This window comes from Paenibacillus sp. JT31N7 (genome assembly GCF_059692095.1).
In genome coordinates, this window is the sequence record NZ_JCAUAT010000002.1 from 895221 (window position 1) to 918203 (window position 22983).

The 22983-nt window shown below is 53.2% G+C and carries 22 protein-coding genes; 9 read left to right on the plus strand and 13 right to left on the minus strand.

Annotated elements, in window-relative coordinates; translation table 11 throughout:
• Positions 1–43: 43 nt before the first annotated feature.
• The 9 genes from AC58P5_RS14310 to AC58P5_RS14350 all read right to left on the minus strand — a co-directional run bounded on the left by AC58P5_RS14310 (position 44) and on the right by AC58P5_RS14350 (position 8603).
• Positions 44–508 (minus strand): MarR family winged helix-turn-helix transcriptional regulator, encoded by a 465-nt coding sequence (locus AC58P5_RS14310; protein WP_497387509.1) that lies wholly within the window; start codon positions 506–508, stop codon positions 44–46.
• A 138-nt stretch (positions 509–646) separates the two neighbouring features.
• Complete coding sequence (locus tag AC58P5_RS14315) at positions 647–1006, minus strand: hypothetical protein (RefSeq protein WP_497387511.1); 360 nt, start codon at positions 1004–1006, stop codon at positions 647–649.
• Between the two features lie 293 nt (positions 1007–1299).
• A complete protein-coding gene (locus tag AC58P5_RS14320; RefSeq protein ID WP_497387513.1) occupies positions 1300–2646 on the minus strand; it encodes a family 8 glycosyl hydrolase in 1347 nt (448 codons plus the stop codon).
• Positions 2647–3345: 699 nt separating this feature from the next.
• The gene (locus tag AC58P5_RS14325) at positions 3346–3585 is read right to left on the minus strand and encodes a DUF3139 domain-containing protein (protein WP_497387515.1); all 240 of its coding nucleotides are present in this window, start codon (positions 3583–3585) and stop codon (positions 3346–3348) included.
• A gap of 50 nt (positions 3586–3635) precedes the next feature.
• The gene (locus AC58P5_RS14330) at positions 3636–4571 is read right to left on the minus strand and encodes an ABC transporter substrate-binding protein (protein ID WP_497387517.1); all 936 of its coding nucleotides are present in this window, start codon (positions 4569–4571) and stop codon (positions 3636–3638) included.
• Between the two features lie 289 nt (positions 4572–4860).
• Positions 4861–5091 carry a hypothetical protein gene (locus tag AC58P5_RS14335; RefSeq protein WP_497387519.1) on the minus strand — a complete coding sequence of 77 codons (231 nt, stop codon included), beginning with the start codon at positions 5089–5091 and terminating at the stop codon, positions 4861–4863.
• Positions 5092–5192: 101 nt separating this feature from the next.
• Complete coding sequence (locus AC58P5_RS14340) at positions 5193–5405, minus strand: helix-turn-helix domain-containing protein (protein WP_016423834.1); 213 nt, start codon at positions 5403–5405, stop codon at positions 5193–5195.
• A gap of 170 nt (positions 5406–5575) precedes the next feature.
• Positions 5576–7195, minus strand: a complete 1620-nt coding sequence (locus AC58P5_RS14345; RefSeq protein WP_497387521.1) for a (Fe-S)-binding protein — start codon at positions 7193–7195, stop codon at positions 5576–5578.
• Positions 7188–8603, minus strand: coding sequence for an FAD-linked oxidase C-terminal domain-containing protein (locus AC58P5_RS14350; RefSeq protein WP_497387523.1), 1416 nt, complete (start codon positions 8601–8603; stop codon positions 7188–7190). Before AC58P5_RS14350 ends, AC58P5_RS14345 begins: the two co-directional genes overlap by 8 nt.
• Positions 8604–8806: 203 nt before the next feature.
• On the opposite strand from AC58P5_RS14350, the gene AC58P5_RS14355 reads away from it, so the two are divergent.
• Together AC58P5_RS14355 and AC58P5_RS14360 are read left to right on the plus strand one after the other, a co-directional pair.
• Entirely contained in the window at positions 8807–9538 is a 732-nt protein-coding gene (locus tag AC58P5_RS14355) for a FadR/GntR family transcriptional regulator (protein WP_497387525.1), read from the plus strand.
• Positions 9539–9809: 271 nt separating this feature from the next.
• Positions 9810–10904, plus strand: coding sequence for a tetratricopeptide repeat-containing glycosyltransferase family 2 protein (locus AC58P5_RS14360; RefSeq protein ID WP_497387527.1), 1095 nt, complete (start codon positions 9810–9812; stop codon positions 10902–10904).
• A gap of 274 nt (positions 10905–11178) precedes the next feature.
• On the opposite strand, the gene AC58P5_RS14365 is transcribed toward AC58P5_RS14360, so the two are convergent.
• The 3 genes from AC58P5_RS14365 to AC58P5_RS14375 all read right to left on the minus strand — a co-directional run bounded on the left by AC58P5_RS14365 (position 11179) and on the right by AC58P5_RS14375 (position 14651).
• A complete protein-coding gene (locus AC58P5_RS14365) occupies positions 11179–12627 on the minus strand; it encodes an amidase (protein ID WP_497387529.1) in 1449 nt (482 codons plus the stop codon).
• Positions 12628–12811: 184 nt separating this feature from the next.
• On the minus strand, positions 12812–14326 hold the full coding sequence (locus AC58P5_RS14370) for a glycosyltransferase family 2 protein (protein ID WP_497387531.1): 1515 nt from the start codon (positions 14324–14326) through the stop codon (positions 12812–12814).
• A gap of 103 nt (positions 14327–14429) precedes the next feature.
• Positions 14430–14651 (minus strand): bacteriocin-type signal sequence, encoded by a 222-nt coding sequence (locus AC58P5_RS14375; protein ID WP_497387533.1) that lies wholly within the window; start codon positions 14649–14651, stop codon positions 14430–14432.
• A 185-nt stretch (positions 14652–14836) separates the two neighbouring features.
• Here AC58P5_RS14375 and AC58P5_RS14380 point away from each other — a divergent pair, with 185 nt between their 5' ends.
• The 4 genes from AC58P5_RS14380 (at position 14837) to chrA (ending at position 19064) form a co-directional block, all read left to right on the plus strand.
• On the plus strand, positions 14837–17023 hold the full coding sequence (locus AC58P5_RS14380; RefSeq protein ID WP_497387534.1) for a peptidase domain-containing ABC transporter: 2187 nt from the start codon (positions 14837–14839) through the stop codon (positions 17021–17023).
• A 388-nt stretch (positions 17024–17411) separates the two neighbouring features.
• Positions 17412–17894 carry a chromate efflux transcriptional regulator ChrS gene (chrS, locus tag AC58P5_RS14385; RefSeq protein ID WP_497387536.1) on the plus strand — a complete coding sequence of 161 codons (483 nt, stop codon included), beginning with the start codon at positions 17412–17414 and terminating at the stop codon, positions 17892–17894.
• 1 nt (position 17895) lies between these two features.
• A complete protein-coding gene (gene chrB, locus AC58P5_RS14390) occupies positions 17896–18519 on the plus strand; it encodes a chromate efflux transporter ChrB (RefSeq protein ID WP_497387538.1) in 624 nt (207 codons plus the stop codon).
• Complete coding sequence (gene chrA / locus AC58P5_RS14395) at positions 18519–19064, plus strand: chromate efflux transporter ChrA (RefSeq protein WP_497387592.1); 546 nt, start codon at positions 18519–18521, stop codon at positions 19062–19064. The genes chrB and chrA overlap by 1 nt, the downstream gene beginning before the upstream one ends.
• A gap of 227 nt (positions 19065–19291) precedes the next feature.
• Here the strand turns inward: chrA and AC58P5_RS14400 are convergent, their stop codons facing one another.
• Entirely contained in the window at positions 19292–20083 is a 792-nt protein-coding gene (locus AC58P5_RS14400; protein ID WP_497387540.1) for an NAD-dependent epimerase/dehydratase family protein, read from the minus strand.
• Positions 20084–20518: 435 nt separating this feature from the next.
• On the opposite strand from AC58P5_RS14400, the gene AC58P5_RS14405 reads away from it, so the two are divergent.
• From AC58P5_RS14405 to AC58P5_RS14415, 3 genes are all read left to right on the plus strand, one after another.
• Positions 20519–21688, plus strand: coding sequence for a serine hydrolase domain-containing protein (locus tag AC58P5_RS14405; RefSeq protein WP_497387542.1), 1170 nt, complete (start codon positions 20519–20521; stop codon positions 21686–21688).
• Positions 21689–22012: 324 nt separating this feature from the next.
• A complete protein-coding gene (locus AC58P5_RS14410; RefSeq protein ID WP_377660146.1) occupies positions 22013–22357 on the plus strand; it encodes a PadR family transcriptional regulator in 345 nt (114 codons plus the stop codon).
• Positions 22350–22904, plus strand: coding sequence for a DUF1700 domain-containing protein (locus tag AC58P5_RS14415; protein ID WP_497387544.1), 555 nt, complete (start codon positions 22350–22352; stop codon positions 22902–22904). Before AC58P5_RS14410 ends, AC58P5_RS14415 begins: the two co-directional genes overlap by 8 nt.
• Positions 22905–22983: the final 79 nt, after the last annotated feature.

Genomic DNA, 22983 nt, shown 5'->3' on the forward strand with positions numbered 1-22983 from the left:
AAATTTGATTATCTTAATATTAAGATACCTATCAAAAAAAATTTCAGCTTTGCTTCTGCGCCGCCGTACCGAGCTTTTTGATCAGCCCGATCGCCAGCTTCTTCTCTTCGGCCGTCAACCCGCCCATGCTCGCTCTCACAACCTCGGCATGCTCGGGAAAAATATCGTTAAACAGCTCCGTACCCTGCTCCGTAATCTCCGCATAAGTTACCCGGCGGTCACTCGCACACGAAACGCGCCTCAGAAGCTCTTTTTTCTCCAGTTTGTCGATGTTATAGGTGATGCTTCCGCTGGTCACGAGAATCTTGTCTCCGATCTGCTGAAGCGGAAATTTTCCTTTATGGTACAAAAGCTCCAGTATGGCGAACTCCGAAGGAGACAAGCCGTGTCTTTTCATATCCTTGACCGAGCGGTCCATAATGACCTTCTGGGCTTTCGAAAGGACGACAAACAATTTAAGCGATAAGTCGATGTCTTCATTCACTAAGGTGCTGTCCTGCTCTTTCATGCGGTTCACCACCGTTCCGTCAATATCTCAAATTTAAATATCTTTAATTTAAGATAAATATACACCCCTTTGGAGGAGGTGTCAAGCGAATCCGGAATGCATTTTTTTTTTTTACCCGCGGAAAAGTTGCACAAGCGGCTACTCCGAAGAAGGTCCCAGCGGGATGCGGTACTGCGAGCATTCTTCCACGATATGCTCCCCTTGCGAATAAATCCAGCGGAAACGGAACTGACTGCCGCCGTAGCCGGTTTTCTCGCGGATATCGGGCACGACCACCGTCTCCATATTGTCCAGCAGCGTCCGCTGCATATCCGTCAGCCTCTGCTCGTTTGCCTTCCGGCGCTCCTCCGCTTCCTCTTCGGACGGCGAAGTCTGGAGGTAGTACTCGCGGCCGATCTCTTCGGCGCTCCAATCCGGCGGCAGAGGCGCACCCGAACCGCGGAATATTTCCTTCACCGTTTCAATCCAATCGTTGTAAAGATCCATGTCTACTTTCAAAATCGGGTCCTCCGTTCTTCCGGCTAACCGGTTGTCTCTTAGATTTTACCCTATTTCGGGGCATTTTGGACAGAGAGCGGGACGCAGCCTTCAAATAGCATCCGGTTAAGCCATCCGGCAAAGGGAGGAGCTGAACTAACCGAACATCCGGCTGCGAAAAGATTTCAGGCTCTAATCCGCATTCATTCCAAGACCGGCTTGTATCCCATAAAAAGAACCCTTCCCGGCGGAAAGGTTGCCGAAAAAAACGAACAAAAAAAAGATGCCCGGGATGGGCATCTTACTTCGGTCGATTACGGCGTCCACCAGTTGCCGGACACCATAATCATGCTGAGCACGCGGATGCTGTTGTCGTAATAGTAGCTGTCGGAGGTCGGGGAGTTCACGATATCGCTCCACACCTTGTTCAGCCACGTCTGGTTAGACGAATCTACCATCGCACTGACGGCAAAAGGCGCGGTGAACGCGATCGCATGATCCGCCTCGAGCACCTTGCCGTTAAGCTCGTAACCCGAGGCGATCTTGGCCGGGTTGCCTCCGGTTGCGGACTGGATCCAGCTGTTCATTTTGCGGACCTGGCTCAATGCCCGGGTATCCCCGCTTACGAGGTAATCCGTTGCGATCCGCCAAGGCGTCCGGCAGGAGTTCCAGCTGTAGTCGTTATCGGTCGTTTCCTCCAGATAACCTTCCGGTGCCGGCGCGTAAGTGCCGTTCGATTTGCGCACGATGAAATCCGGAAGCAGCCCCGTATTCGGGGAGTTGTTTTGGAACACCGTATTGATTACGTTGTAAGTCGTGTCCGTCACTTTATCCCAGTTCGCATTGCCCGAGGCGGCCTTGAACGCCTTGAGATGATTCAGCATAAAATCGGACGCGCGTGTGCCCGGACCGAATTCGGGATCGCTGTCGGAGGCCCAATCGCCCATCTTCAGATGGAAATATTTCGCGTGCACTTCACGCTTCATGATGGCGTTGATAATTTTTACGGCTTCGCTCTTGTAGTTGACCGTTCCCGAGCTGCCCCACTGCTTGTCGGCAAGCAGCAGCGCATACGCGATATCCATATCGCCGTCCGTAGCCGCATCGCTGCCCGAGGTGTCCACGATGTTGCCCGACGAATCCTTCGCCTGCTGCCACGCCATCAGAGCCGGATCGATTGAACTCGGGTGAGCTTTATAGAAGCGGTACAAGCCGTCGAAATACGTCTGGGCATTGGCGTCGTGACCCGCCATATAAGCAGTGATCAGCATGCCGTACCCGTGGCCTTCCGAGCAGGAAACGACGTCCTTCGGTTTCGTTACGATTTTTTCTTTATTATAAAACACGTAGTACTGGTTTGAAATCTTCGGATGCTTGACGAGGTACCTCGATTTCCATTCGTCATATTTCGTTTTGACCTGCTGATCGAGCTGGGCCTGGGTATAATTGTTCGGTTTGATCGTGCCGGACGTATACGAGACATGCTGAGGGAACGGTTTTAGGGCGGCTGCTGCGGCTACGTTAGCGGCCTGACTTTGTACCAGGGTATCTTCCGAAGCGGCTGCGGCCGGTACACCTTGAGCTCCCGCCATAACCGGAGCGGCCACCAGACTGCATAACAAACAAGCGGATGCGGTGAATCCCAGTAATGTTTTCTTCATCGTTCATTCTCCTCTCTGATTTGCACTGCGTATGAATCGGACCAGCAAAATCCCCGCCCTTACGTGCGGGCCACCACCTCCCGGAACGCATCGGCCAGACCACACTCCACAGTCCGGTACTTAAAGTTAAAGCGCTTTAACTTTTGGCCGTAAAAAAACAGCTGTGCTTACCTGACCCAACAAATTCGTGAACGAAATTGCGTTTTTCAGAGTAATACGGCAGCTGCAGCGCTTTGATCTTATCTAAAACTATAAGCGCTTTCAATTTCCTTGTCAACCATAATTTAGGTTTTCAGCGTGCGTAGCATGGCTACCGATTATCGGGGCTGTGGATAGCAGGTGGGAGCCTGGCGAATTATCTACAGATGGCTGTTTCTATGCCTACCCGGTTGCAGATCAAACGCAAGGACCAAAAGAAGAAAACAAAGAAGACGAAACAGGGAAAAATCCTTTCGTTCGGTGGCGGATGTAGCCCCGCGGGAGACGAACCGGAACCAAAGTGAAACTAAATGCTTAATATTCTCAACGACCCGCTCTAAGTTAATACCATCCCCACTACTTCATTGGAAGTTGTTCCTTAACATTAGGTTCGACGTGCTTATACTCGTAGTTTTGATCAATGAAACGAGTAACACTTAATTGGAATACTTTATCTTCTCCTTTTGAAGGAAGAATGGAGTAATACTTTCTTGACCCATATTAGTAAGTTACATTCGGTTCATCAGTAAATATAACCGCAACTTGATATACAGCCTGAATTGATATCTTGCCATCAATTTTTTGGATTTGATGTTCTTCGTATCCTTTGGAAGTTAGATAACTTCGTACTTCATTTTCTAATTTTTCAACTCTCAAGTTCATAAAGACAATAATAGATCCTATAAATACAATTAATAAGCTAACTACTAGTAGAATAGTTCTTTTTATAATCCTAATCATAATCCCCGCAAGTATTGAGAATGATTTACATAGATGGATCCCTTCTAATCCTATCTAAAATAATTGGCGCTTTCTCTTAGTTCAGGATGTAAAAACTCAACTAACATGATAAGATCATTTCTTAGCGAACTCACTGAACCGAATAAAATCGGTAATTCCAGCACTTGTTTTTGTTTTACTGCATTTAAATTGTTCCATTCGGGTCGTTCTTGTATTTTTTTATACAGACCGGCACTTTGTTTCTCTAAATGCCCTGATATTAAGATATGGCTGGGATTTGCCATGATTATATCATCCGGCTTAATAGGAATATTATAAGGATTCATCCTTGAATCGTTACGAGTAATATTATTTCCACCCGCTAACTTAAGCATTTCATCTTCAAGAGTTATTGGTCCTAGTGCATAATATTGCTTAATTTCTCCAAATTCTATAGAAATATTATGTTCCCAATAAACTGTTTTTCTTTGTAATGGAGCTACTGCCTTCTCAACTAACTCAACCGTAGAACGTAACTGCTCGGATGCCCTGGATGCTTCTGACTGATGATTTAATATATTTCCGATAGTAATCATTTCATCGGTAATTTTCTTAAGTGTCGATTGATCGGAAACATAAGTATGAATGCCCAAGCTAAGCAGATATCGGGCATTTTTGCAGTCACTCTCTAATAGGTATCCCTGGGACATTATAATTACAAGATCAGGTTTAAGTTCGGCTGCTATTCTTCTCTCTGTTTCATGATCAGCTCCTCCTATGCCTTTACCTTCAAACAGGATATACTCACCAGTCCCTCCAATCTCCTCGATGAATTCCTTTTCCCATTGACTCTGAATAACAATCCGTTCCGGCTTTTTGGCGAGATTAATCTCTAAACCGCAAGCATCCGACACTTTTATTGGATAATGGGTCTTAGGTGAAGGGGTATCTGAACTGACCGCACTATCGTACGATGAACACCCCGCCAATAAGCAAATAAGCAGCAATGTAATTAAATATCTTACGCAGTTAAGAAACCTTTCTGAAATCTGTAAAAATTCGAAAGCTACACTCTCCTTTCCTACTATAAATTCAAAGAAAATTTCTTTATCATTATACTGTATATGTAAATTTAATTAAATATTAACTTTAATTCTTTCTTTTTCCTCTGGAAATAAAATTTTCGTATGCCATTTCAAATAAAAGCGCTTTCAATTTTCTTTCACCCGTAAAATCGGGTTTTATTCGGGACTTCTTTTGTGAATCGGCCGGACCTAGAAAAGTAATCAAGTTCCTCTAATTTTTACCCTCCGGAAGATCTCCCAAAGATACCGCTTCGATGACGTCGGTAAAGGAGATTCCGTAACAACTCGTGGCTATATAAGCGGATTCGTTAAACGCCTCCGCTTTATGAGCGTATCTCTTGGCTTGTCCTTTGTAACCCAAGGAATCGTAAAGCTTTGAAGTTTTATTGTATTCGATAGCCTGATTAAGAAGCCGGACACACAATTGCAGCGCATTCTCCAATTCTTTCAAACCTCCAATAAATGGGATTTACAACAAGTTCATCATACATGATTTGTATAGTTATGTCTATACAAAATAACCGGAGAAGAGCCGACATAGGCTCATCCTTCATGGAATTCATAAAGCTCCTCCATATGGCAGTCAAGAGTGAAAGCGACTGTGGCGGCCGCATCGAAAGACATCTTCTCCCGATCGTTGACCCAGTTGGAGATTTGATGCCTCGAATAGCCCGTCCTCCGTGCCAATTCAGCCTGTTTCATCCCGGCCCTTTGAAGCAGCAGCCTAAGTCGGCAGTTCCCGCGGGTGTATGCCAACCTTTATTTCTCCCCTCGGTAATTCATGATGTTGGGTTCATTGTATCATTCACGTCATTAATAAGTAAGCGTTCCGACGGCATTTCGGCAAAGATAACAGGTAACGAATCGCAGCAAAAAAAAGAAAAACCCTTCCGTTAACCGAAGGGTTTAAAGAATCGCAGACGGCCTTATCTGTCCCCGAGCAGCCGCTCATGGAGAAAATCGACGACATGCATGACCTTCATGCTGCCGTCCCCGTGACGCTCGTTGCCCAGCTTCATTTGAAGCAGGCAGCCGGGATTGCTCGTCAGCAGATAACGGGCGTCCGTGGCGTTGGCGTGGACCATTTTGTGATCCAAAATCTGATTGGCCATTTCCGGCTGGGTCAGATTATAGATTCCCGCCGAACCGCAGCAGCGGTCGGCTTCGAACATCTCCACGTACTCGACGCCCGCCACCTGCCGCATAAGCTTGCGCGGAGCGTCGGAGGAGCGCATCACATTGCGCAGATGGCAGGAATCCTGGTACGTGATGCGCACGGAAGGCGGGGCCGCCGCGGACGCGGTTGCGGCGCAGGCCGCCTGCGCGGACGCGTCGTCGATGGCCGCGAGCTCGGCGCCGATGTCCGCCGGAGCGGCCGTCGTGCCGCCGGCGGATGCCGGGCCGCCCGGCGCGGCTTCGGCGGTGCGCGCTGCGGTAGCGTCAGCAGCCGTCTGCCCCGCTGCAGTTGCGGCCTGCACCTCGACTGCTCCGGTGGCATCGCTGCCGCCGGAAGCCGCGCAGGCACCCGCTGCCGCCGCGCCTAGGCCGCCCCCCGCGAGAGCCCAGCCCTGCTCGGCGAATTTCGGCACCCGGCCGAAGTTGACGAGCAGGTCGCTGACGTCCTTGACGCGGGCGGCAAACCACGCCGCGTCGTCCTTCCACTGCGCATCCTCGTGCAGCAGATGGTCGTACTCCGTCAGGATGGCACCGCATCCGCCCGCGTTGGAGACGATATAATCCACGCCGGCTTCCCGGAAGGCGCGGATGTTGCCGCGGGCCAGCGAGCGTGCCCCGTCCGCCTCCCCGCTGTGCGCATGAAGCGCGCCGCAGCAGTTCTGCGTGTCCGGGATCACCACTTCGAAGCCCGCTTGCGTGAGCAGCTCAACCGTATGAACGTTCGTATCCGTGAACATGACATCCATCAGGCAGCCCCGGAAAAGCCCCACGGTCGCGATCTTGGCCCCGACAGCCGCATGACGGCTGCCGATCCGCTCGATCACGCCGCGCGAGGACGACTCCGGCAAAACCTGTTCCATTTCCCTCATATGATCAGGGAACAGCTTCATGATGCCGCTGCCCCGCGTGATTTTCTGCAGCCCCGAACGCTGGTAAAATCCCAGCGCGCCGCCGAGCAGCTTCATCCGGTTCTGCTTCGGAAATACCGCCTTGAACGCCGTGCGGCGGGCAAGCTTCACCCAGCCGCGGTGACTGTCCGTGTGATCCTCGATCGCATCGCGCGCCTGCTCGATAAGCTGCCCGTACTTCACGTCAGCGGGGCAGGCCGGTTCGCAGGCCCGGCATCCGAGGCAGTGGTTCATCTGCTCTTCGAAGGCGGCATCCGGCGCCATAATCCCGTCCGCGACTGCCTTCATAAGCGCGATACGTCCGCGCGGGGACTCTGCCTCGATGCCCGTTTCGCGGAACGTCGGGCAGGCAGGAAGACAGAAGCCGCAGCGCATGCAGTTGGTCAGCTGGTCCTCGTCCAGGCGGAGCTTCAGCTTCTGTGCCAGCGGATTGCTCGTGGTGCATGCTGCATTCTCAGCCACGGTCGATCACCACCCTTTTGCGTGATTCTTTGGCGAAAACTTTGCCGGGATTGAGCAGGTTAAGCGGATCGAACGCCTGCTTGATCCCCTTCATGACCTCAATGCCCGCCGCGCCTACTTTCCACTCCAGGAAAGGAGCTTTGACGAGGCCGACTCCGTGTTCCCCGGTAATCGTCCCCCCGAGCTCGATCGCCGCTTCGAAAATTTCCTCGAAAGCCGCCTCTACCCGGTGAACCTCCTCCGGATCGCGCGCATCCGTCGTCGCCGTCGGATGAAGGTTTCCGTCGCCCGCATGCCCGAACGTACAGATGGTGACGTTATGCTTCTTGGCGATCCGGTTAATCTCCATCACCATGTCGGCGATTTTGGAGCGGGGCACCGTCGCATCCTCCAATATCGTCGTCGGACGCAGCCTTGCAAGCGCAGTGAACGCGCTGCGCCTTGCCGTCAGCAGCTTCAGCGCTTCCTCTTCGTTCGCCGCCACGGCGATGCGGGCCGCGTTTTCGCTGCGGCAGATGTTCTCGATCAGCGCGATATCCCGCTCCACCGTGGCGGGGTCGCCATCCTGCTCGATCAGAAGAATCGCTTCCATATCGAGAGGCAGCCCCAGCTTAGCGAAATCATCGACCACCCGGATCGTCGGATTGTCGAGAAATTCAAGCGTTGCGGGTATGATCCGGTTCTCGATAATTTTCGAAACGGTGCGCGCCGCGCCGTACAAATCTTTGTACATCGCCAGCATCGTCTTTTTCGCCTTCGGCGGCGGAATCAGCTTCAAAGTCGCTTCCGTAATGACGGCCAGCGTCCCTTCCGATCCGACGAGCAGCTTCGTAAGGTCATAACCGGCCACGTCTTTCATCAACTTGCCGCCGGTGCGGATAATTTCCCCGTTCGGAAGCACCGCTTCCAGGCCGATGACATAATCCTTCGTCGTTCCGTATTTCAGCCCGCGCAGCCCGCCCGAGCACTCGGCGATGTTGCCTCCGATCGTGGAGATCGACATGGAGCTCGGGTCCGGCGGGTAAAAAAGCCCCAAAGACTCCACATGGGTGATAAACTGTTTCGTATTCAAACCCGGCTGCACGACAGCGGTCAAATTTTCCAGATCGACCTCCAGAATGCGGTTCATCCGGTGCATCACCATCACGACTCCGCCCTGTACCGGCACGGTTCCCCCGCACAAATTCGTCCCCGAACCGCGGCTGATAAGCGGTACCCGGTGCTCGTTCAGCACCTTCATAATTTCCGACACCTGCATTGTATCGGCCGGATAAATCACGCCGTCGGGCAGCGACTGGAGCATCGGCGTCCCGTCGTAGGAATGGGTCACGAGCGACTGGGGATCGTCTTTGAACCCTTCCGCGCCTGCAATGGCGATCAATTTTTGTCTGACTTGTTCGTTCAGCAAATTCAGCACCCCTTTTTTAAAATCGGTCCGCCCCTGAAAACGTCTTCATTTCCATGCGATTGCTAATAGTGACGCATTTAAAAGTTGAAATAAATTTCATTAATAGATCAGGTCATCTGATGACTTTCTTTACAATTAAGTATACACTAAAATAAATCAACCGGAAGCCGGAAATTAAAATTTTTAATACGGGGGCTTATCAGATGAATGTAAATACGAACGGACGGCCGCTTAAAAGTCACGAATGGGTGTTGAACGATCTCCGGAAGCAGCTGGAGGAAGGACGGCTCTCCGTCGGCGACCGCCTCTCTTCCGTTGTGGAACTGGCCGCACAGTACGGCGTGGGCCGTTCCACGATCCGCGAAGCGCTGAGCGTCCTGAAGGCGATGGGCCTGCTCGATATCCGGCAGGGCGGCGGCACCTTCGTCAAGGCGCTTCCCTCCGAGCCCCCGCACCCGGGCCTGCTGCACCCGGAATGGGTCGGCCGGGCCGAGTCGCTGCGGCACATCCTCGAGGTCAGACGAGTGCTGGAGACCGGCTGCGCCTCTCTTGCCGCCGTCAGCCGGACGGAGGCCGATCTCGCCGCACTCTCGGACACCCTCCGCAGCATGGAGGAGCATCTCGGCGACGAAGCTCTGAGCGAGCAGGCGGATGTCCGCTTCCATGAGCAGATCGCGGCCGCCACGCACAATCCCGTGCTGGCCGATCTGATGGCGTCGCTTTCGCAGAAGCTGCACGACAGCATGAAAGACACGCGTGCGCTCTGGTTTTACGCCGAGCGTTCGTCGGCGGAGCGTCTGCTGCGCGAGCATCAGGCCATTTTCGACGCCATCCGCTCCAGGCAGCCGCAGGAGGCTTCCGCACGAATGGAGCAGCACATCACCAAAGTGGAGCAGGTTCTCGGTGAAAAAGGCGCCGATGTTCCGTCCCGGTAAACTTCCCCGACGGCCGACCTTGGCCGCAATCCACGATTTTTCATCGGATTGTGTAGTCACGGCCGGCAGCTCGTCACGCTCTTGGCCCGGAGGCCCTAGGTTCTAGTCCCGTCCGCAGCCTGTCACGGCTCACTCCGCATCCCCGGGCTTACTCCGCATCCGCAGGTTCCCTCCGCTTTGGCGGCAGCATATAGCCCGGCAGGCGGACAGCCCGTCACACCCTCCCGCAAGCTGAATAGGATGCTGTAAGCAACCTTCGGGAGGGATTGTCGTGCCTACCATCAGCCTTTGCATGATCGTGAAGAACGAAGAAGACCATATCGGGCGCTGTCTTGCGTCCGTGGCGGATCTCGCGGACGAGATCGTCATCGTGGATACGGGCTCCACGGACCGGACGGTCCCCATCGTGCGGGAATATACGGATCGGATTTATCACTTCCTATGGGTCGACGATTTCGCCGCCGCCCGCAATTATTCGTTCAGCCTGGCCGAAAAAGAGTATATCCTCTGGCTGGACGCGGACGACGTATTCGAGGAGCCGGACCGGATCAAGCTCGCCTCGCTCAAGCAAACCCTGGAATCCTCCGTAGACGCGGTTAATATGGTTTACAACCTCGCTTTTGACGAATTCGGCCAAGTATCCGCCAGCATCCGGCGCAACCGGCTCGTCAAGAGAAGCTGCGGCTTCCTCTGGCACGGGCCCGTACATGAATATCTGGAGGTCCGCGGGAATGTCCGGACGACGGATATCGCTGTCACCCACCGGGCCCTGCATCACGACAGCGGCCGCAATTTACGCATCTACGAAAACCGGCTGGCGCAGGGAGAAGCCTTCTCGCCGCGGGACTTGTTTTATTTCGCGAATGAATTGAAAGACCACAAACTGTACAACCGGGCCATCCATTACTACGAGGAATTTCTCGGAACCGGAAACGGCTGGGTCGAGGACAACATCTCCGCATGCGGCAGGCTGGCGGACTGTTTTCACGCGCTCGGGGACGAGAAGCGGGAGCTGGACAGCGTGTTTCGCTCATTCCTCTACGCAAGCCCCCGTGCGGAGTTTTGCTGCCGTTTGGGCTATGCTTTTTTGCAGAAAAAGCAGTACCGCACCGCCGCATACTGGTACGAGGCCGCTTTGCAGGCGGGAAAGCTTGCCGATTCGTGGGCGCTGACCCATGTCGCCTGCTCGACCTGGCTCCCGCATCTGCAGCTTTGCGTCTGCTACGACCGGCTCGGCGAGCACGAACTGGCACACCGGCACAATGAGGCCGTGCTGGAGTATCGTCCCGGCGACCGCCAGGCTTTGGCCAACAAGACTTATCTCGAAGATGTGCTGGCCGGAAAAAAAGAAACCCCCGCGGATTGAAGTGCACCGCGGGGGTTTTGTTTGCAGCAATCGGCCGGAAGCCGGAAGCCCAGCCGGTTCTCCAGCTCTGGGCGCGGTCTTTTCACACCTGCGCGGAACGCCTAGCGTTTTCCGCACCGCGCGAAGCTCCCAGCGCGCGGTACTCGGCGTCACATGACGGTGGTCAACCACCGCGGTATGGCGCCGCCGGAGGGCGGTCAGCCCTCCGATTTCTTCGGTAAATCGAAAACACCCGAGCCGGTTAGCCCCGATCCGATGGTTTCCTCTGCGGGCGTTAGCCCAGCACCGGCGGCTTTCTCCGCGGGCGGAGCTGCTCGAAGGCGTAAGCCAGCTTGATGAGCACGGGCTCCGCGAAAGCTCCTCCCGTGAACATCACGCCGAAAGGCATCCCGCTCTGCAAGTAGCCCCCCGGCACGGCGATGGAAGGATACCCGGCTTTGGCCGCGATATCGTCGCCCGCCGTGTTCGGGAACAGAAGCGCATCGAGCTGATGCTTCTCCATCGCGTAGTCGATCCCTTCCGTACGGGACAAGCGGAGATCGGCCAGCCGGTGCAGCAGATATTCGGGTTCGGTCAGCCTGCCCGATGTAGCTTCCGACCGGATCAGCACCCCCTGCCCGTACTTCAGCGCTTCGTCCGCGTGAGCCTCGTTAAAGGCGATCAGCTCCTGCAGCGTATGCACGGGCAATCCTGCCGGAAGTCTGCCCAGATACGCGTTGATATCCGCCTTAAACTCGTAAAAGAGCACCTCCGAGCGGTGCCGGGACAGCTCCTCCAGCGAAGGGATCTCCACCGGATCGACGATGACCGCGCCCGCCTCCCGGATTTCCTCCAGGAGGCTTTCGAAAAGCTCCCGCTCTTCGTCGGTGAGCGGGTCCAGGTGCTCGCTGCGCGGAATGCCGATCCTCGCGCCTTTCAAGCCGTCCTTGTCCAGATGGACGGTAAAGTCCGGCTCTTCCAGGCCGGCCGCGCTGCCTGTCGCCGCATCCTGCGGGTCGTACCCGCAGAGCACGCTCAGCAGCGCGGTGGCGTCCGCCACCGTCCGGGCCATCGGTCCGGCGGTGTCCTGGCTGTGCGCGAGCGGAATGATCCCGCTGCGCGAAATGCGGCCCAGCGTCGGCTTGATGCCGACGACGGAGTTGTGGACCGCCGGGCTGAGAATGGAGCCCGACGTCTCGGTTCCGACGGCCGCCGTTGTGACGTCGATGGCCACGGAGGCGCCGCTTCCCGTGCTCGATCCACCGGCGTACAGGTCCGCCCCGTACGGGTTCAGCACCTGGCCTCCGCGGGAGCTGTAGCCGGAAATCATATCATCGGCCATGAAATTGGCCCACTCCGTCATGTTCGCTTTGCCGAGGATAATCGCCCCGGCTTCTCTCAGCTTTTTGACAAGGAAGGCGTCTTCCCCAGCGTAATGATTCTTGAGCGCAATGGAACCCGCGCTTGTGTGCATGTTATCCGCCGTCTGAATGTTGTCCTTGAGCAGGACGGGAATGCCGTGAAGCGGTCCGCGGACTTGTCCGAGCCGCCTTTGGGCGTCTGCCGCCTCCGCCAGATGCAGGGCGTCCGGATTCAGCTCCAGGACCGAATTAATGACCGGCCCCTGCCGGTCGAACGCCGCGATCCGTTCCATATAATACCGGACCAGTTGGAATGACGTGCATTCCCCCTGCTCCATAGCCTGCTGCAGCTCCGCAATGGTTGCTTCCGTAAATAAACTCATGATGGCTCTTCCTCTCTTTTTCATCCTGAATACAAGCCCGTCTGTCTGTTTCCCGGTATTCCTCATAATTTCATTATCCCAAAGGGCGGAGCATACCTGCAAGAGTAAGATTCGTTATAGAAAAAAAGGCCCCCGTGCCGGCAGCTTGACCGCGGCGCAGAAACCTTTTTGCGGAAATGTTTGGTTATCCCTCCAGAAAAGCGGCTATTTCGTCCTGCAGGCCTCCCAGCCTATTCCGGAGATTTTGGAGGATTCTTTCATCGGAGATCCGGGAGTAGAGATGGAATGCCCGCTTGTACTGTCCCGCCGCCATAAACATCTCCCCGAGCAGTTGGATGACGTGATCGCTCCTCGGATGCAGCAGGGAATACGGATGCTCCAGCTGCTTCAGCCGGTTCAGTCCCGATTCGGCCCGGGTCACCAGAGTCCCCGTCCCGTCCGTATACTCATGCAACAGCAGATAGTACAGCCCGTCGGTGCATTCGGGATAGAGCACGTTGATTTCCTCCGCCAGGGCATTCAGCGGCTCGTTATATTGAGGCTGGCTGTCCAGTATACCGGCCAGCAGCAGCAGGCTGCGCAGATGAAAATGATCCGGCTCGGTACGCGTTCCTCTGAGCTGGAGTCCTTTGCGGATTCCTTCCACGACTTCATGGTCGGGATATCCCGCTTCCTGCTTCTCCCGTGCCAGAAAGTAATGCCACCGGATGTTATCCGGTTCTCTAGACACCATCTGCTCCTCCAGCCGGATATTCCGCTCGTGCTTGTTCTTCGCCCTCATCACCTGAGGCTCGTATCCGTCATGCGACAGGATGAAATCCGTCATCAGATGCCGCAGGTCCCCGCCTCTTTCGTCCATCTCCCTGCGAAGGTCCTCATGAATGACGCCATAGTAGCGAAGCCCGTCTTCCCGGCGGTATACCCTGCGGGTCAGCGTCAATTCCTGACCGTCATGGTTAACGATTTTTGGGGAGACGACAAGCGCTTCGGCCGGGCAATCATAGAACAGCTGCAAAAAAGCCCTAAGCTCCGCTCCATCGCCGATCAAAGCTTCATCCGCGTCCAGCTGGAAGATCCAGTCTCCGGCCGCCAAATCGTGCAGCCGGTTGCGGATTTCGGCAAAATCGTCCTGCCATTCCGCAAATTCCATCCGGACGTGCGGGAAGCTGCTGCGGATCACGTCGACAGTGCCGTCGGTCGAGCCCGTATCCAAGACGATGATCTCGTCGGCAAGCCCCCGCACACTGTCCAGGCAGCGCGCGATGCACCGTTCTTCATTGAAGACGGGAATGACGACCGATATCGACGCCCCGCCCGGCCGGAGCAGGGTATCCGGCAGTTCCCCGTATTCGGTTTCGCTCAGCGCGGCTATTTCTTCCCGCATGCGAGGCGGCTCTTCCCCGATAAGCGAGACAAGTTCATCCGAACACTCCCTCACCTTAGCCAGCAGCGCAATCCGCTCTTCGATCCGGCGGAGCAGGTTCTCCGACCGCCCCTCCGTGCCGGACAGCGGTTCGGACCGGACGGGCCCGGAGGGCGCTGTCCCAGACTCCGCTTGGGCATGTTCCTCTCCGAATGCTTGCTCCGGCCCCGGGTTCAAGGACTTTTCCGCAGAGTTGCCGAGCTCTTTATGTAAGTTTTCAAAGAATGGAAGATTGTATCTGTACTTGACAAGCCAATCCCGATCCGCGTTAGCCATCCGCTCACCCCTCTGCGCTATTGAAGCCTTATGCTTCTATCATTTCCCCGCCTATCGAAATGAAAACAGGGCCGGTTAAACCGGCCCCGCCCCGTTTCCTGATTTAGCAGTTGCTGTTTTTAGCCGGATAAGACGAGCAGCCCTTGGTCGGTTTGCTGTTGCGTCCGGTCACATCGCCGAGTCCGCAGCCGAGCGGATTCGAGAATAGGCCCCGCACGAAATCAGCTGTCCAGCGCGCATGGTCCCTCCAGTCGCCGCCGTTGACGTTCATCATTTCGGTTTCATCCAGCTTGGTGAAAGAGTGGTTACTTTTGAGTGTTTTCATTGTAAGTTCTCCTTTCCGAAGTAGGTTGAATATCCTCGTCTTTATTTAACCTGCAGTTTCAAAATTCAATCGTTATTAGGGAATATTATCCATTTAATTTGCGATTTCAACTATTAAAAACGTGTTATTAATCTCTCTTATACGGGTTATTTAAAGGTAAGAACCTGTTCTAGGAAGGCGTGATTGTGTTGAGTTTTAACCGAAAACCGGTTTGTATCCGGCAGCACGACCGGAAAGATTGCGCTCCCGCCTGCCTGGCTGCCGTGGCCCGCTATTACGGCCTGAAAATGCCGCTCTCCCTGATCCGCGAAGCTTGCGGCACGGATCATACGGGGACGAACGCCTACGGCATCGTGCAGGGGGCCGAGAAGCTCGGCTTCACCGCCGAAGCGGTAAAAGGCGATGCCCCGGCTCTATTCGCCGGGTTCGAACTTCCGGCTATCGCGCATGTGATCGACAGGGAAGTTCAGCATTATGTCGTGATCTACAAGATTACCGGGGATAAGGTCCTTGCAGCCGATCCGGCCGAAGGCATGCGGACTTACAAAACGGAGGAGTTCCTGAACCTGTGGACGGGCGTGCTTATTCTGCTGACACCGGGCGAACGCTTCAAACCCGGCAGCCGGGTAACGGGCGCAGCGAAGCGCTTCTTCCCCCTGCTCCGCAGCAACCGGAAGCTTCTCGCGCCGATTCTTGCCGCCTCGCTTCTCGTAACGGCGATCGGCATGGCCGGCGCTTTTTATTTTCAAATTCTGCTCGATACGATTATGGCCGAAAAGCTTCAAGGCACACTCACGCTCGTCTCGGTCGGCGTTATTGTCCTCTATGCGGTCCAGACCCTGCTCGACTTCGTGAGAAATCATCTGTTCCTGTATCTCGCCCAGCGCATCGACCGCAGTCTTGTGCTGGAATATTACAATCACGTCATTTCGCTGCCGATGAGCTTTTTCAGTTCGCGCAAAACCGGCGAAATCACTTCCAGGCTGACCGACGCCTCCAACGTCCGGGACGCGCTCTCCGAAGCCTCTCTTCATATCGCGGTCGATTCCCTGACGCTGCTGATAGCGGCTGCCGTCCTTTATAACCAGAATCCGCTTCTATTCGGCCTTACGCTGCTGCTCGTACCGGTGTACGTGCTGATTATGGCGGGCTTCCGCGGATTGTTTGACCGGTACAACCGGAAGATGATGAACGAAAATGCCGAGCTGACTTCCTATGTCATCGAATCCATTAAAGGGATCGAGACCATCAAAGCATCTACCGCACAAAAGGAGGTTAAAGAAACCGCACGGGTGAAATACGAGGCGTTTCTGGCTACGGCGTTTAAGTACGGCCTGATGAACAACGTCCAGTCGGCGTTGAAAACGGCCCTCCAGCTTATGAGCGGAGTCGCCCTGCTGTGGATCGGCGCCAGGCAGGTGCTGCAGGGGCAGATCACGGCCGGCCAGCTCATTACCTTCAACGTGCTCCTAGCCTATTTTCTAAGCCCGCTTCAGCGGCTGATCGATCTTCAGCCCGTGCTCCAATCGGCCTATGTCGCCGCTTCCAGGCTGGGTGAATACATGGATTTAGCGCCGGAAAAAGAGCTTTCGCCGGATGAAGCTGCCTTCTCCAAGGATGCCCTTGACCTGCGGGGAGATCTTCTGATCCGCCATCTTTCTTATCGTTACGGTAGCCGGCCCCTTACGTTAAACGATGTGAATTTGACGATACGCGAAGGTTCCTCGACGGCGCTGGTCGGACCGAGCGGCTCCGGCAAAACGAGCCTGCTGAAGCTGCTGATGAAGTTTTTCGAAGCGGAGCAGGGAAGCATTGAGATTGGCGGACACGATCTGCGCGATATCCCCGCCGGTGTCCTTCGCAGCAGGATCGCGTATGTGCCGCAGGAAACGTTTTTCTACCACGGCACGGTGTACGACAACTTGTGTCTGGGACTCGATCCCAAGCCTTCCCTGGAAGAAGTCGCGGAAGTTTGCAAGCAGGCGCAAATTCACGACTTTATCGCCTCGCTTCCCCAGCATTACGACACGGTGCTGGAGGAAAACGGCTCCAACTTGTCGGGAGGCCAGCGCCAGAGGCTTTCGGTAGCGAGGGCTCTCATGAAGAAGCCCCACCTGCTTCTGATGGACGAAGCGACGAGCAGCCTGGACGCCGTCACCGAGAAGGCCGTTTCCTCGCTTGTCGCCGGCCTCGGCATCACGACGGTGATGATCTCTCACCGGCTAAGCGGAGTGCGGCACTGCGACCGGATCTGCGTCATGGACGGGGGCCGTATCGTCGAGACCGGCAGCCATGACGAACTTATGCGGCGGGGCGGCGCTTACAGCGCCTTGTGGAACAGCCAGTTTGCGGAAGCGCAGGCCGTTTTGTAAGAGCTGCGCTGGAGATCCGGCCTTGCTGCCGGGTCTTTTTGGCCTGCTCTCTGATGCGGCGGCCTCTTTCCGGCCAAACTAACCGGGCGGCCCGGGCGGCCCGGAGCCCGGTCACTGGTTCGGAGTTTTGCGCCACCCGCAGAACCGGTTTCCCCGAACCAGCGAAAGCATCGTTCCGGTCCCGTATACAAAAACCGGATTTCCGGACCCGGAAGCTCCTCGCTCCGGGATTAATCCGGCTTATCCACTTGCGGATAGCGGAATATTTTCAAAAAAATATTTGAAAACGAAATCAAATACGTATATATTCTTACATAACGAAATATTTTTAGTTACTTATCCGACAATATGTTTTCAAAAAAAGAAAAATGAGGAGACGATCCGAAAAATGAATATCCAAGAGCCGCCGGGAACCAAATCCGCGGGGATCGACGAAACCGACCGCAAAATTATTCAGGCCTTGAACGCCAACGGCCGCATTTCCTATACCGACCTGGCCAAAGATATCGGACTATCGCGTGTCGCCGTGCAGGGACGGATTCAAGCTCTGATGGAAACGGGAGTGATCGAAAGATTTACCGCGGTCATCAATCCCGAGAAAATCGGAATCGGGGTTTCCGCCTTTTTTAACGTGGAGGTAGAGCCCAAGTTTCTGCACCAAGTGGCCGACGAGCTGGCGGAGGAACCTGTAGTAACGAGCCTCTATCATATGACCGGTCCGAGCAAACTGCATATGCACGGGCTTTTTACGGATCACCATGAAATGGAATTGTTCCTCAAAGAAAAGCTGTACCCGCTGCCGGGCATTACGAGTGTGGACTGCCAGGTGCTCATCACCCGGTTCAAAAGCCGCATGGGAATGAGGTTGTAAGATGGATCAGGCTTCCCGCGGGCAAAAGCCTTACTACGAGCTGACCTCGGCGATGGTCAAAACCGGCATTCTCGGCTACGGCGGAGGTCCCTCCGTCATTCCTCTGATCCGGTATGAAGCCGTCAATCATTACGGCTGGATGGAGGACGAGGAATTCGGCGAGATTCTGGCCCTGGCCAACGCCCTTCCCGGCCCGATCGCGACGAAGATCGCCGCCTATCTCGGCTATCGGCAGAAAGGCACACTAGGCGCTGTCGTCGCCGTCATCGCGCATATTTTGCCTTCGTCGCTGGCGATGATCGCGCTGCTTTCCGCGGTCGGCTACTTGAGCAGCTCCACCGTCGTGCAGGGGATGATCGCCGCCGTCGTCCCGGTCGTTGCCGTGATGATCGGCCTGATGGCCTACGAGTTCGCCGAACGGGCCGTTAAAGGGCTCGGCAAGCCGGCGGGCTTCGGATTTTTCGCGCTGTCGCTGGTGATGCTCGAAGTCATTCAGATCCACGCGGCGATTGTCATCATCGTCTTCCTGGCTTACGGCGCTTTTCATTTCAAAGCCGTCCGCTGGCTGCGGGGCAAGCTGGGCAAACGCGGCACAACGGATGACGGAAAAGAGGACGGTTCATGATGGAAGAGTGGCTGAACCTGTTCATCGGTTTTTTCGTCGCCAACGTCCTCGGTTACGGAGGAGGGCCGTCCTCCATTCCCCTCGTGTACCAGGAGGTTGTCACGCACTATCACTGGGCGGACGACCGCCAGTTTTCCAACATCCTCGCGCTGGGCAACACGCTGCCCGGACCGATCGCGACGAAATTCGCCGCCTATGTCGGCTACGACGCCGCCGGCTGGATCGGACTGACCGTCGCCATAGCCGCCACTGTCGTTCCTTCGGCGGTTGCCCTGATCGTGCTTCTGAAGCTCCTTCAGAAGCACCGGCAGTCCTCCGTCGTGAAAGGCATGACGCTGCTCGTCCAGCCGGTCATCGCCGTCATGATGGTCGTGCTGACTTGGCAGATGGCGGAAGGCTCCGTCCAATCCATCGGCATCTGGCAGTCGCTCGGCATTGCCGCCGTCGCGTATTGGGCCATGCAAAGGCGCAAAATTCATCCGGCGTTCGTGATCATTGCCGCGTTCGTCTACGGCGGCGTGGTGATCGGGCATTTCGGGATCTGAGGGGCGGCTATTTCCGTTCAAACAATTGTCTGGCTGTATAAACGTTTCGATTCCATACGAGAAGCGAAGCACATGTCAGTTCCGTTCATGCTTGAAGGCAGCGCAAAACCCCCGGTATTTTTCATACCGGGGGTTACGTTTTTGCCTGCATGCCTGCCGGACCGATAGCCGGGTCCGGCTCCGGGTACAGCTGAAGGTACACCTAACATGTAACTTCCGCCCTCTTCCTAAGAAGGCTTCTTATCCACGAAGCTTCCCCCCTGATACGGGGTTTCGTCTTCCTTGATCTTCTCGCGCCGCTGCCGGGCTTCCTCCATCAGAACGGCGGAATCGTCCTGCGGAGCGTACCCGATCAGCTCTTTTAAATACCCGATATCGTAATAATTGCCTGTATTCGCCGACGTTCCGTAGAGGACGAGGTACTTCATCGACGCATCCGCTTCTATGCAGCGCTCGGCAAGCTGCACCATGTCCCGGGACGAAATCCAGATGTGAGCCGAACGTTCGGAATGAGGGCGGTCATCGCCGGGAAAATTGCCGATCCGCATATTGAAAGAAGAAATGCCGTACTTATCCGCATACAAGCGCCCGAGCAGTTCGATAGTACACTTGCTGAGTCCGTAAAAGCTGTCCGGCCGGTAAGGGTCCGTAACCTCCACATCCTCCCCGACCTTGTAAAACCCCGTCGCATGATTGGAGCTGGCGAAAACGACCCGCTTCACTCCGTTTTTGCGGGCGGCTTCATAGACCTGGTAAGCGCCCGTCACGTTCACCGGCAGCACTTTCCCCAGGAAATCCTCGTCGTCCTTAGCCCAGGCGATATGCAGAATCGTATCCACGCCTTTCGTCAGCTGCTCCAGACGGTCCGCATCCGTCACATCCAACCGGACGACTCCGGCTGTTTCATCGGCTTCCAGATCGGCCCCCGTGATGTCGTAACGATCCAAGCTGTCCAGCCCTTCCAGCAGAACGCTGCTGATTCTTCCCGACGCTCCCGTGATGAGAATTTTCCTTCTCACAGCCTTCTCCCCTTCCGAAAAACGTTTACGGGGCGGCTCCCCCGGCGGAAAGCGCCATTCACGGGAGTTTTCCCGCCCGTTATGTGTAGATCTTACCCCCGATGCAAGCACCGTAATCCCTTAAAGACCGTTTATCTCTAACGGCACAACAGATTTCAGTTGAACAAAAATAATGTCTTAGACTGACGGGGCATCATAACTAATGGGCAGGATAACGCACCTGTAAGTATCGTGTATGATAAATGGGATTAAATTGAATAAATAAATTCTGATATACTATTGATATTAGAGGTACTGTGTTGTACGATGTATATGCAGGAGGTAGACGGGAAAGGCGGAACAGATATGTCGTATATATAAAAAACAAACCCGTTAATAAGAGTATTTCAAGGAAAAGAAGTAATTTCTGTGTGAAAAAGAGGAGAGAAATGCCTTATGAAAATACGTAGTCAAATTACAGTTGCAAGTCTGGCCCTTTTAATAACTGGAAGTTCCCTGCTATACACATCGCCAACCTCAATTGTAAAAGCAGAGCCCGCTCAAAATGTATCTAGTTCGTTACAAACAAGCACTCAACGAGATCATAAATCCGTCAAGCAAGCAATGCGGGATACATTGCAACTTGGATTCCCGGGAATACTTGCTATAAGTTCTAAGGATGGAAAAACGTGGGGTTATGCCGCTGGGGTAGCGAATCTGAGCACCAAGAAACCAATGAAAACAGATTTTCGCTTTCGCATTGGGAGCGTGACGAAGACGTTCACCGCAACGGTTGTACTTCAATTAGCTGGAGAGAACCGCTTGAATCTAGACGACTCCATCGAAAAATGGTTGCCTGGTGTCATTCAAGGAAACGGATATGATGGTAAACAGATTACCATCCGACAGATATTGAACCATACAAGTGGTATCGCCGAATACTCAAGATCCAAAGACGCAGATTTTATGGATATAAAAAAATCGTATACGGCTGAAGAAATAGTGAAGATGGGGATTTCTCTGCCCCCAGACTTTGCCCCAGGAAAAGGCTGGTCTTATTCAAACACAGGATACGTATTACTGGGTATTCTTATTGAAAAAGTAACCGGAAACAGCTACGCGGAAGAGATTGAAAATCGGATTATTGAACCGCTTGAATTGTCGGATACATTCCTTCCTGGGAATTCAAGCGTTATTCCAGGCAACAAGCATGCTCGGGGATATTCCCAACCAGACGAAGCAAGTGAGATAAAAGACGTTACTTATTATAACCCCAGTGCAGGCAGCTCGGCTGGAGATATGATTTCTACTGCTGACGACTTAAATAAATTCTTCTCTTCCTTGCTCGGTGGCAAGTTGCTGAAGGAACAGCAACTAAAACAAATGCTTACTACAGTTCCTACAGGAAGAGCAGGAATGGATGGATATGGTCTTGGGATCTTTGAATTTAAGCTTCCAAACGATGTCTCGATATGGGGACACACAGGTGGCATTCTAGGGTTTTCTACTATTGCTGGAGGTACACTTGGAGGCAAGCATACGTTGGCCGTCAGTTTGAACAGTTTGGGTAGAGATAACAGTCCTAATCCTTTTAAAAATATTTTACTTGCTGAATTTAGCAAGTAGGCAAAAAGGAAAAACGGAATTTAACCCAACGCTATTAAGCTAATCAAACAAAATCCTCTCTAAAGAGAAAATACGCCATTCTTTCTGTGAAATCATAGGAAAGGATGGCGTTTTTTATGAATCTATCGATTCAACACTCATGAGCCCAGAAAGACTTAACCAATACACTTCTTTATTTTCAACGTATGATTTAAGATTATCTGTACCTAGTGTATGGAGCCATTAAAAAAGAAAAATACCCCAACTACGCGGAATAAAAAAATATGATATACTATTGATAATTGATGTACTGTGTTGTACGATGTATATGCAGGAGGTACAAACATGAATGTAGAAGATTGGAAATCACAAATTAAGCGAGGAACACTCGATTTTTGTATTCTTTTGCTAATAAAGCAACGACCCTACTATGGGTATGAAATCATTAGTAAGTTAGAGCAGTATCCTATTGTTGCTGCAAAAGAAAATACAATTTATCCTCTGCTAAGAAGATTATTGAAAGAAGAGTATATTTCTTCATCTTGGCAAGAAAGTACAGAGGGCTTGCCACCAAGAAAATATTATACCCTTACAGAAAAAGGTAACGAATACTTAAACGCTATGTCCTTAGAATGGGATAATTTATTAACAGCTATATCAGAAATTAAAGGAGCGTTAAATCATGGATAAAATTATGAATGACTATCTTGTAAAAATTGAAAAGTATTTGAAATCTATGTCCGATTCCGAGCGTATTGACATTGTAAAAGAAATCAAAAGTGTAATGCTTGAATTGCAAAATAATGGTTTGTCTTCCGAGCAAATCATCGAACGGTTAGGAAACCCGAAAGAATTAGCGAAAGCATACTTAGGTGAAGCCATTTCAAAGAATAGTACATTTAGTTGGCGTAAATTCGGCGCTGTATTTGCATTTTGCAGCAGCTTTGCAGGCGTCAGCGGTATGTTTCTTTTGCCGATTATCAGTACTCTTTCCATTGCTTTAATGATTAGTGGAGTTATTACACCGATAGGTGGAATTATTAAATTTGTCGGGTATCTTATGGGATATGATATTGCCGGAATAACAATGGAAATTGGAGCATTTACACCAAGCCCAATGCAGTTCTTGCCAGTTTCTATTTTGATTGGTGTGTTGATGTTTTTGTTGGGGAAAGTGTTATGGAAACTTACTATTAAATATATACACGCAATTAGTCTGAAAAAGAAAACATTGTAATAATAAAAAGAACGGGGCGCGGCGGTCATTCATAGACCAACCGCACCCCGTTTTTTTACTATGGGTATATCATGCAGTA

Excerpts from the sequence above, each read along its gene's own strand:
- AC58P5_RS14310 (WP_497387509.1), bottom strand. The coding sequence starts at position 508 with ATGAAAGAGCAGGACAGCACCTTAGTGAATGAAGACATCGACTTATCG.
- AC58P5_RS14320 (WP_497387513.1), bottom strand. The coding sequence starts at position 2,646 with ATGAAGAAAACATTACTGGGATTCACCGCATCCGCTTGTTTGTTATGC.
- AC58P5_RS14325 (WP_497387515.1), bottom strand. The coding sequence starts at position 3,585 with ATGATTAGGATTATAAAAAGAACTATTCTACTAGTAGTTAGCTTATTA.
- AC58P5_RS14355 (WP_497387525.1), top strand. The coding sequence starts at position 8,807 with ATGAATGTAAATACGAACGGACGGCCGCTTAAAAGTCACGAATGGGTG.
- AC58P5_RS14365 (WP_497387529.1), bottom strand. The coding sequence starts at position 12,627 with ATGAGTTTATTTACGGAAGCAACCATTGCGGAGCTGCAGCAGGCTATG.
- AC58P5_RS14370 (WP_497387531.1), bottom strand. The coding sequence starts at position 14,326 with ATGGCTAACGCGGATCGGGATTGGCTTGTCAAGTACAGATACAATCTT.
- AC58P5_RS14375 (WP_497387533.1), bottom strand. The coding sequence starts at position 14,651 with ATGAAAACACTCAAAAGTAACCACTCTTTCACCAAGCTGGATGAAACC.
- chrS (WP_497387536.1), top strand. The coding sequence starts at position 17,412 with ATGAATATCCAAGAGCCGCCGGGAACCAAATCCGCGGGGATCGACGAA.
- chrB (WP_497387538.1), top strand. The coding sequence starts at position 17,896 with ATGGATCAGGCTTCCCGCGGGCAAAAGCCTTACTACGAGCTGACCTCG.
- chrA (WP_497387592.1), top strand. The coding sequence starts at position 18,519 with ATGGAAGAGTGGCTGAACCTGTTCATCGGTTTTTTCGTCGCCAACGTC.
- AC58P5_RS14405 (WP_497387542.1), top strand. The coding sequence starts at position 20,519 with ATGAAAATACGTAGTCAAATTACAGTTGCAAGTCTGGCCCTTTTAATA.
- AC58P5_RS14410 (WP_377660146.1), top strand. The coding sequence starts at position 22,013 with ATGAATGTAGAAGATTGGAAATCACAAATTAAGCGAGGAACACTCGAT.
- AC58P5_RS14415 (WP_497387544.1), top strand. The coding sequence starts at position 22,350 with ATGGATAAAATTATGAATGACTATCTTGTAAAAATTGAAAAGTATTTG.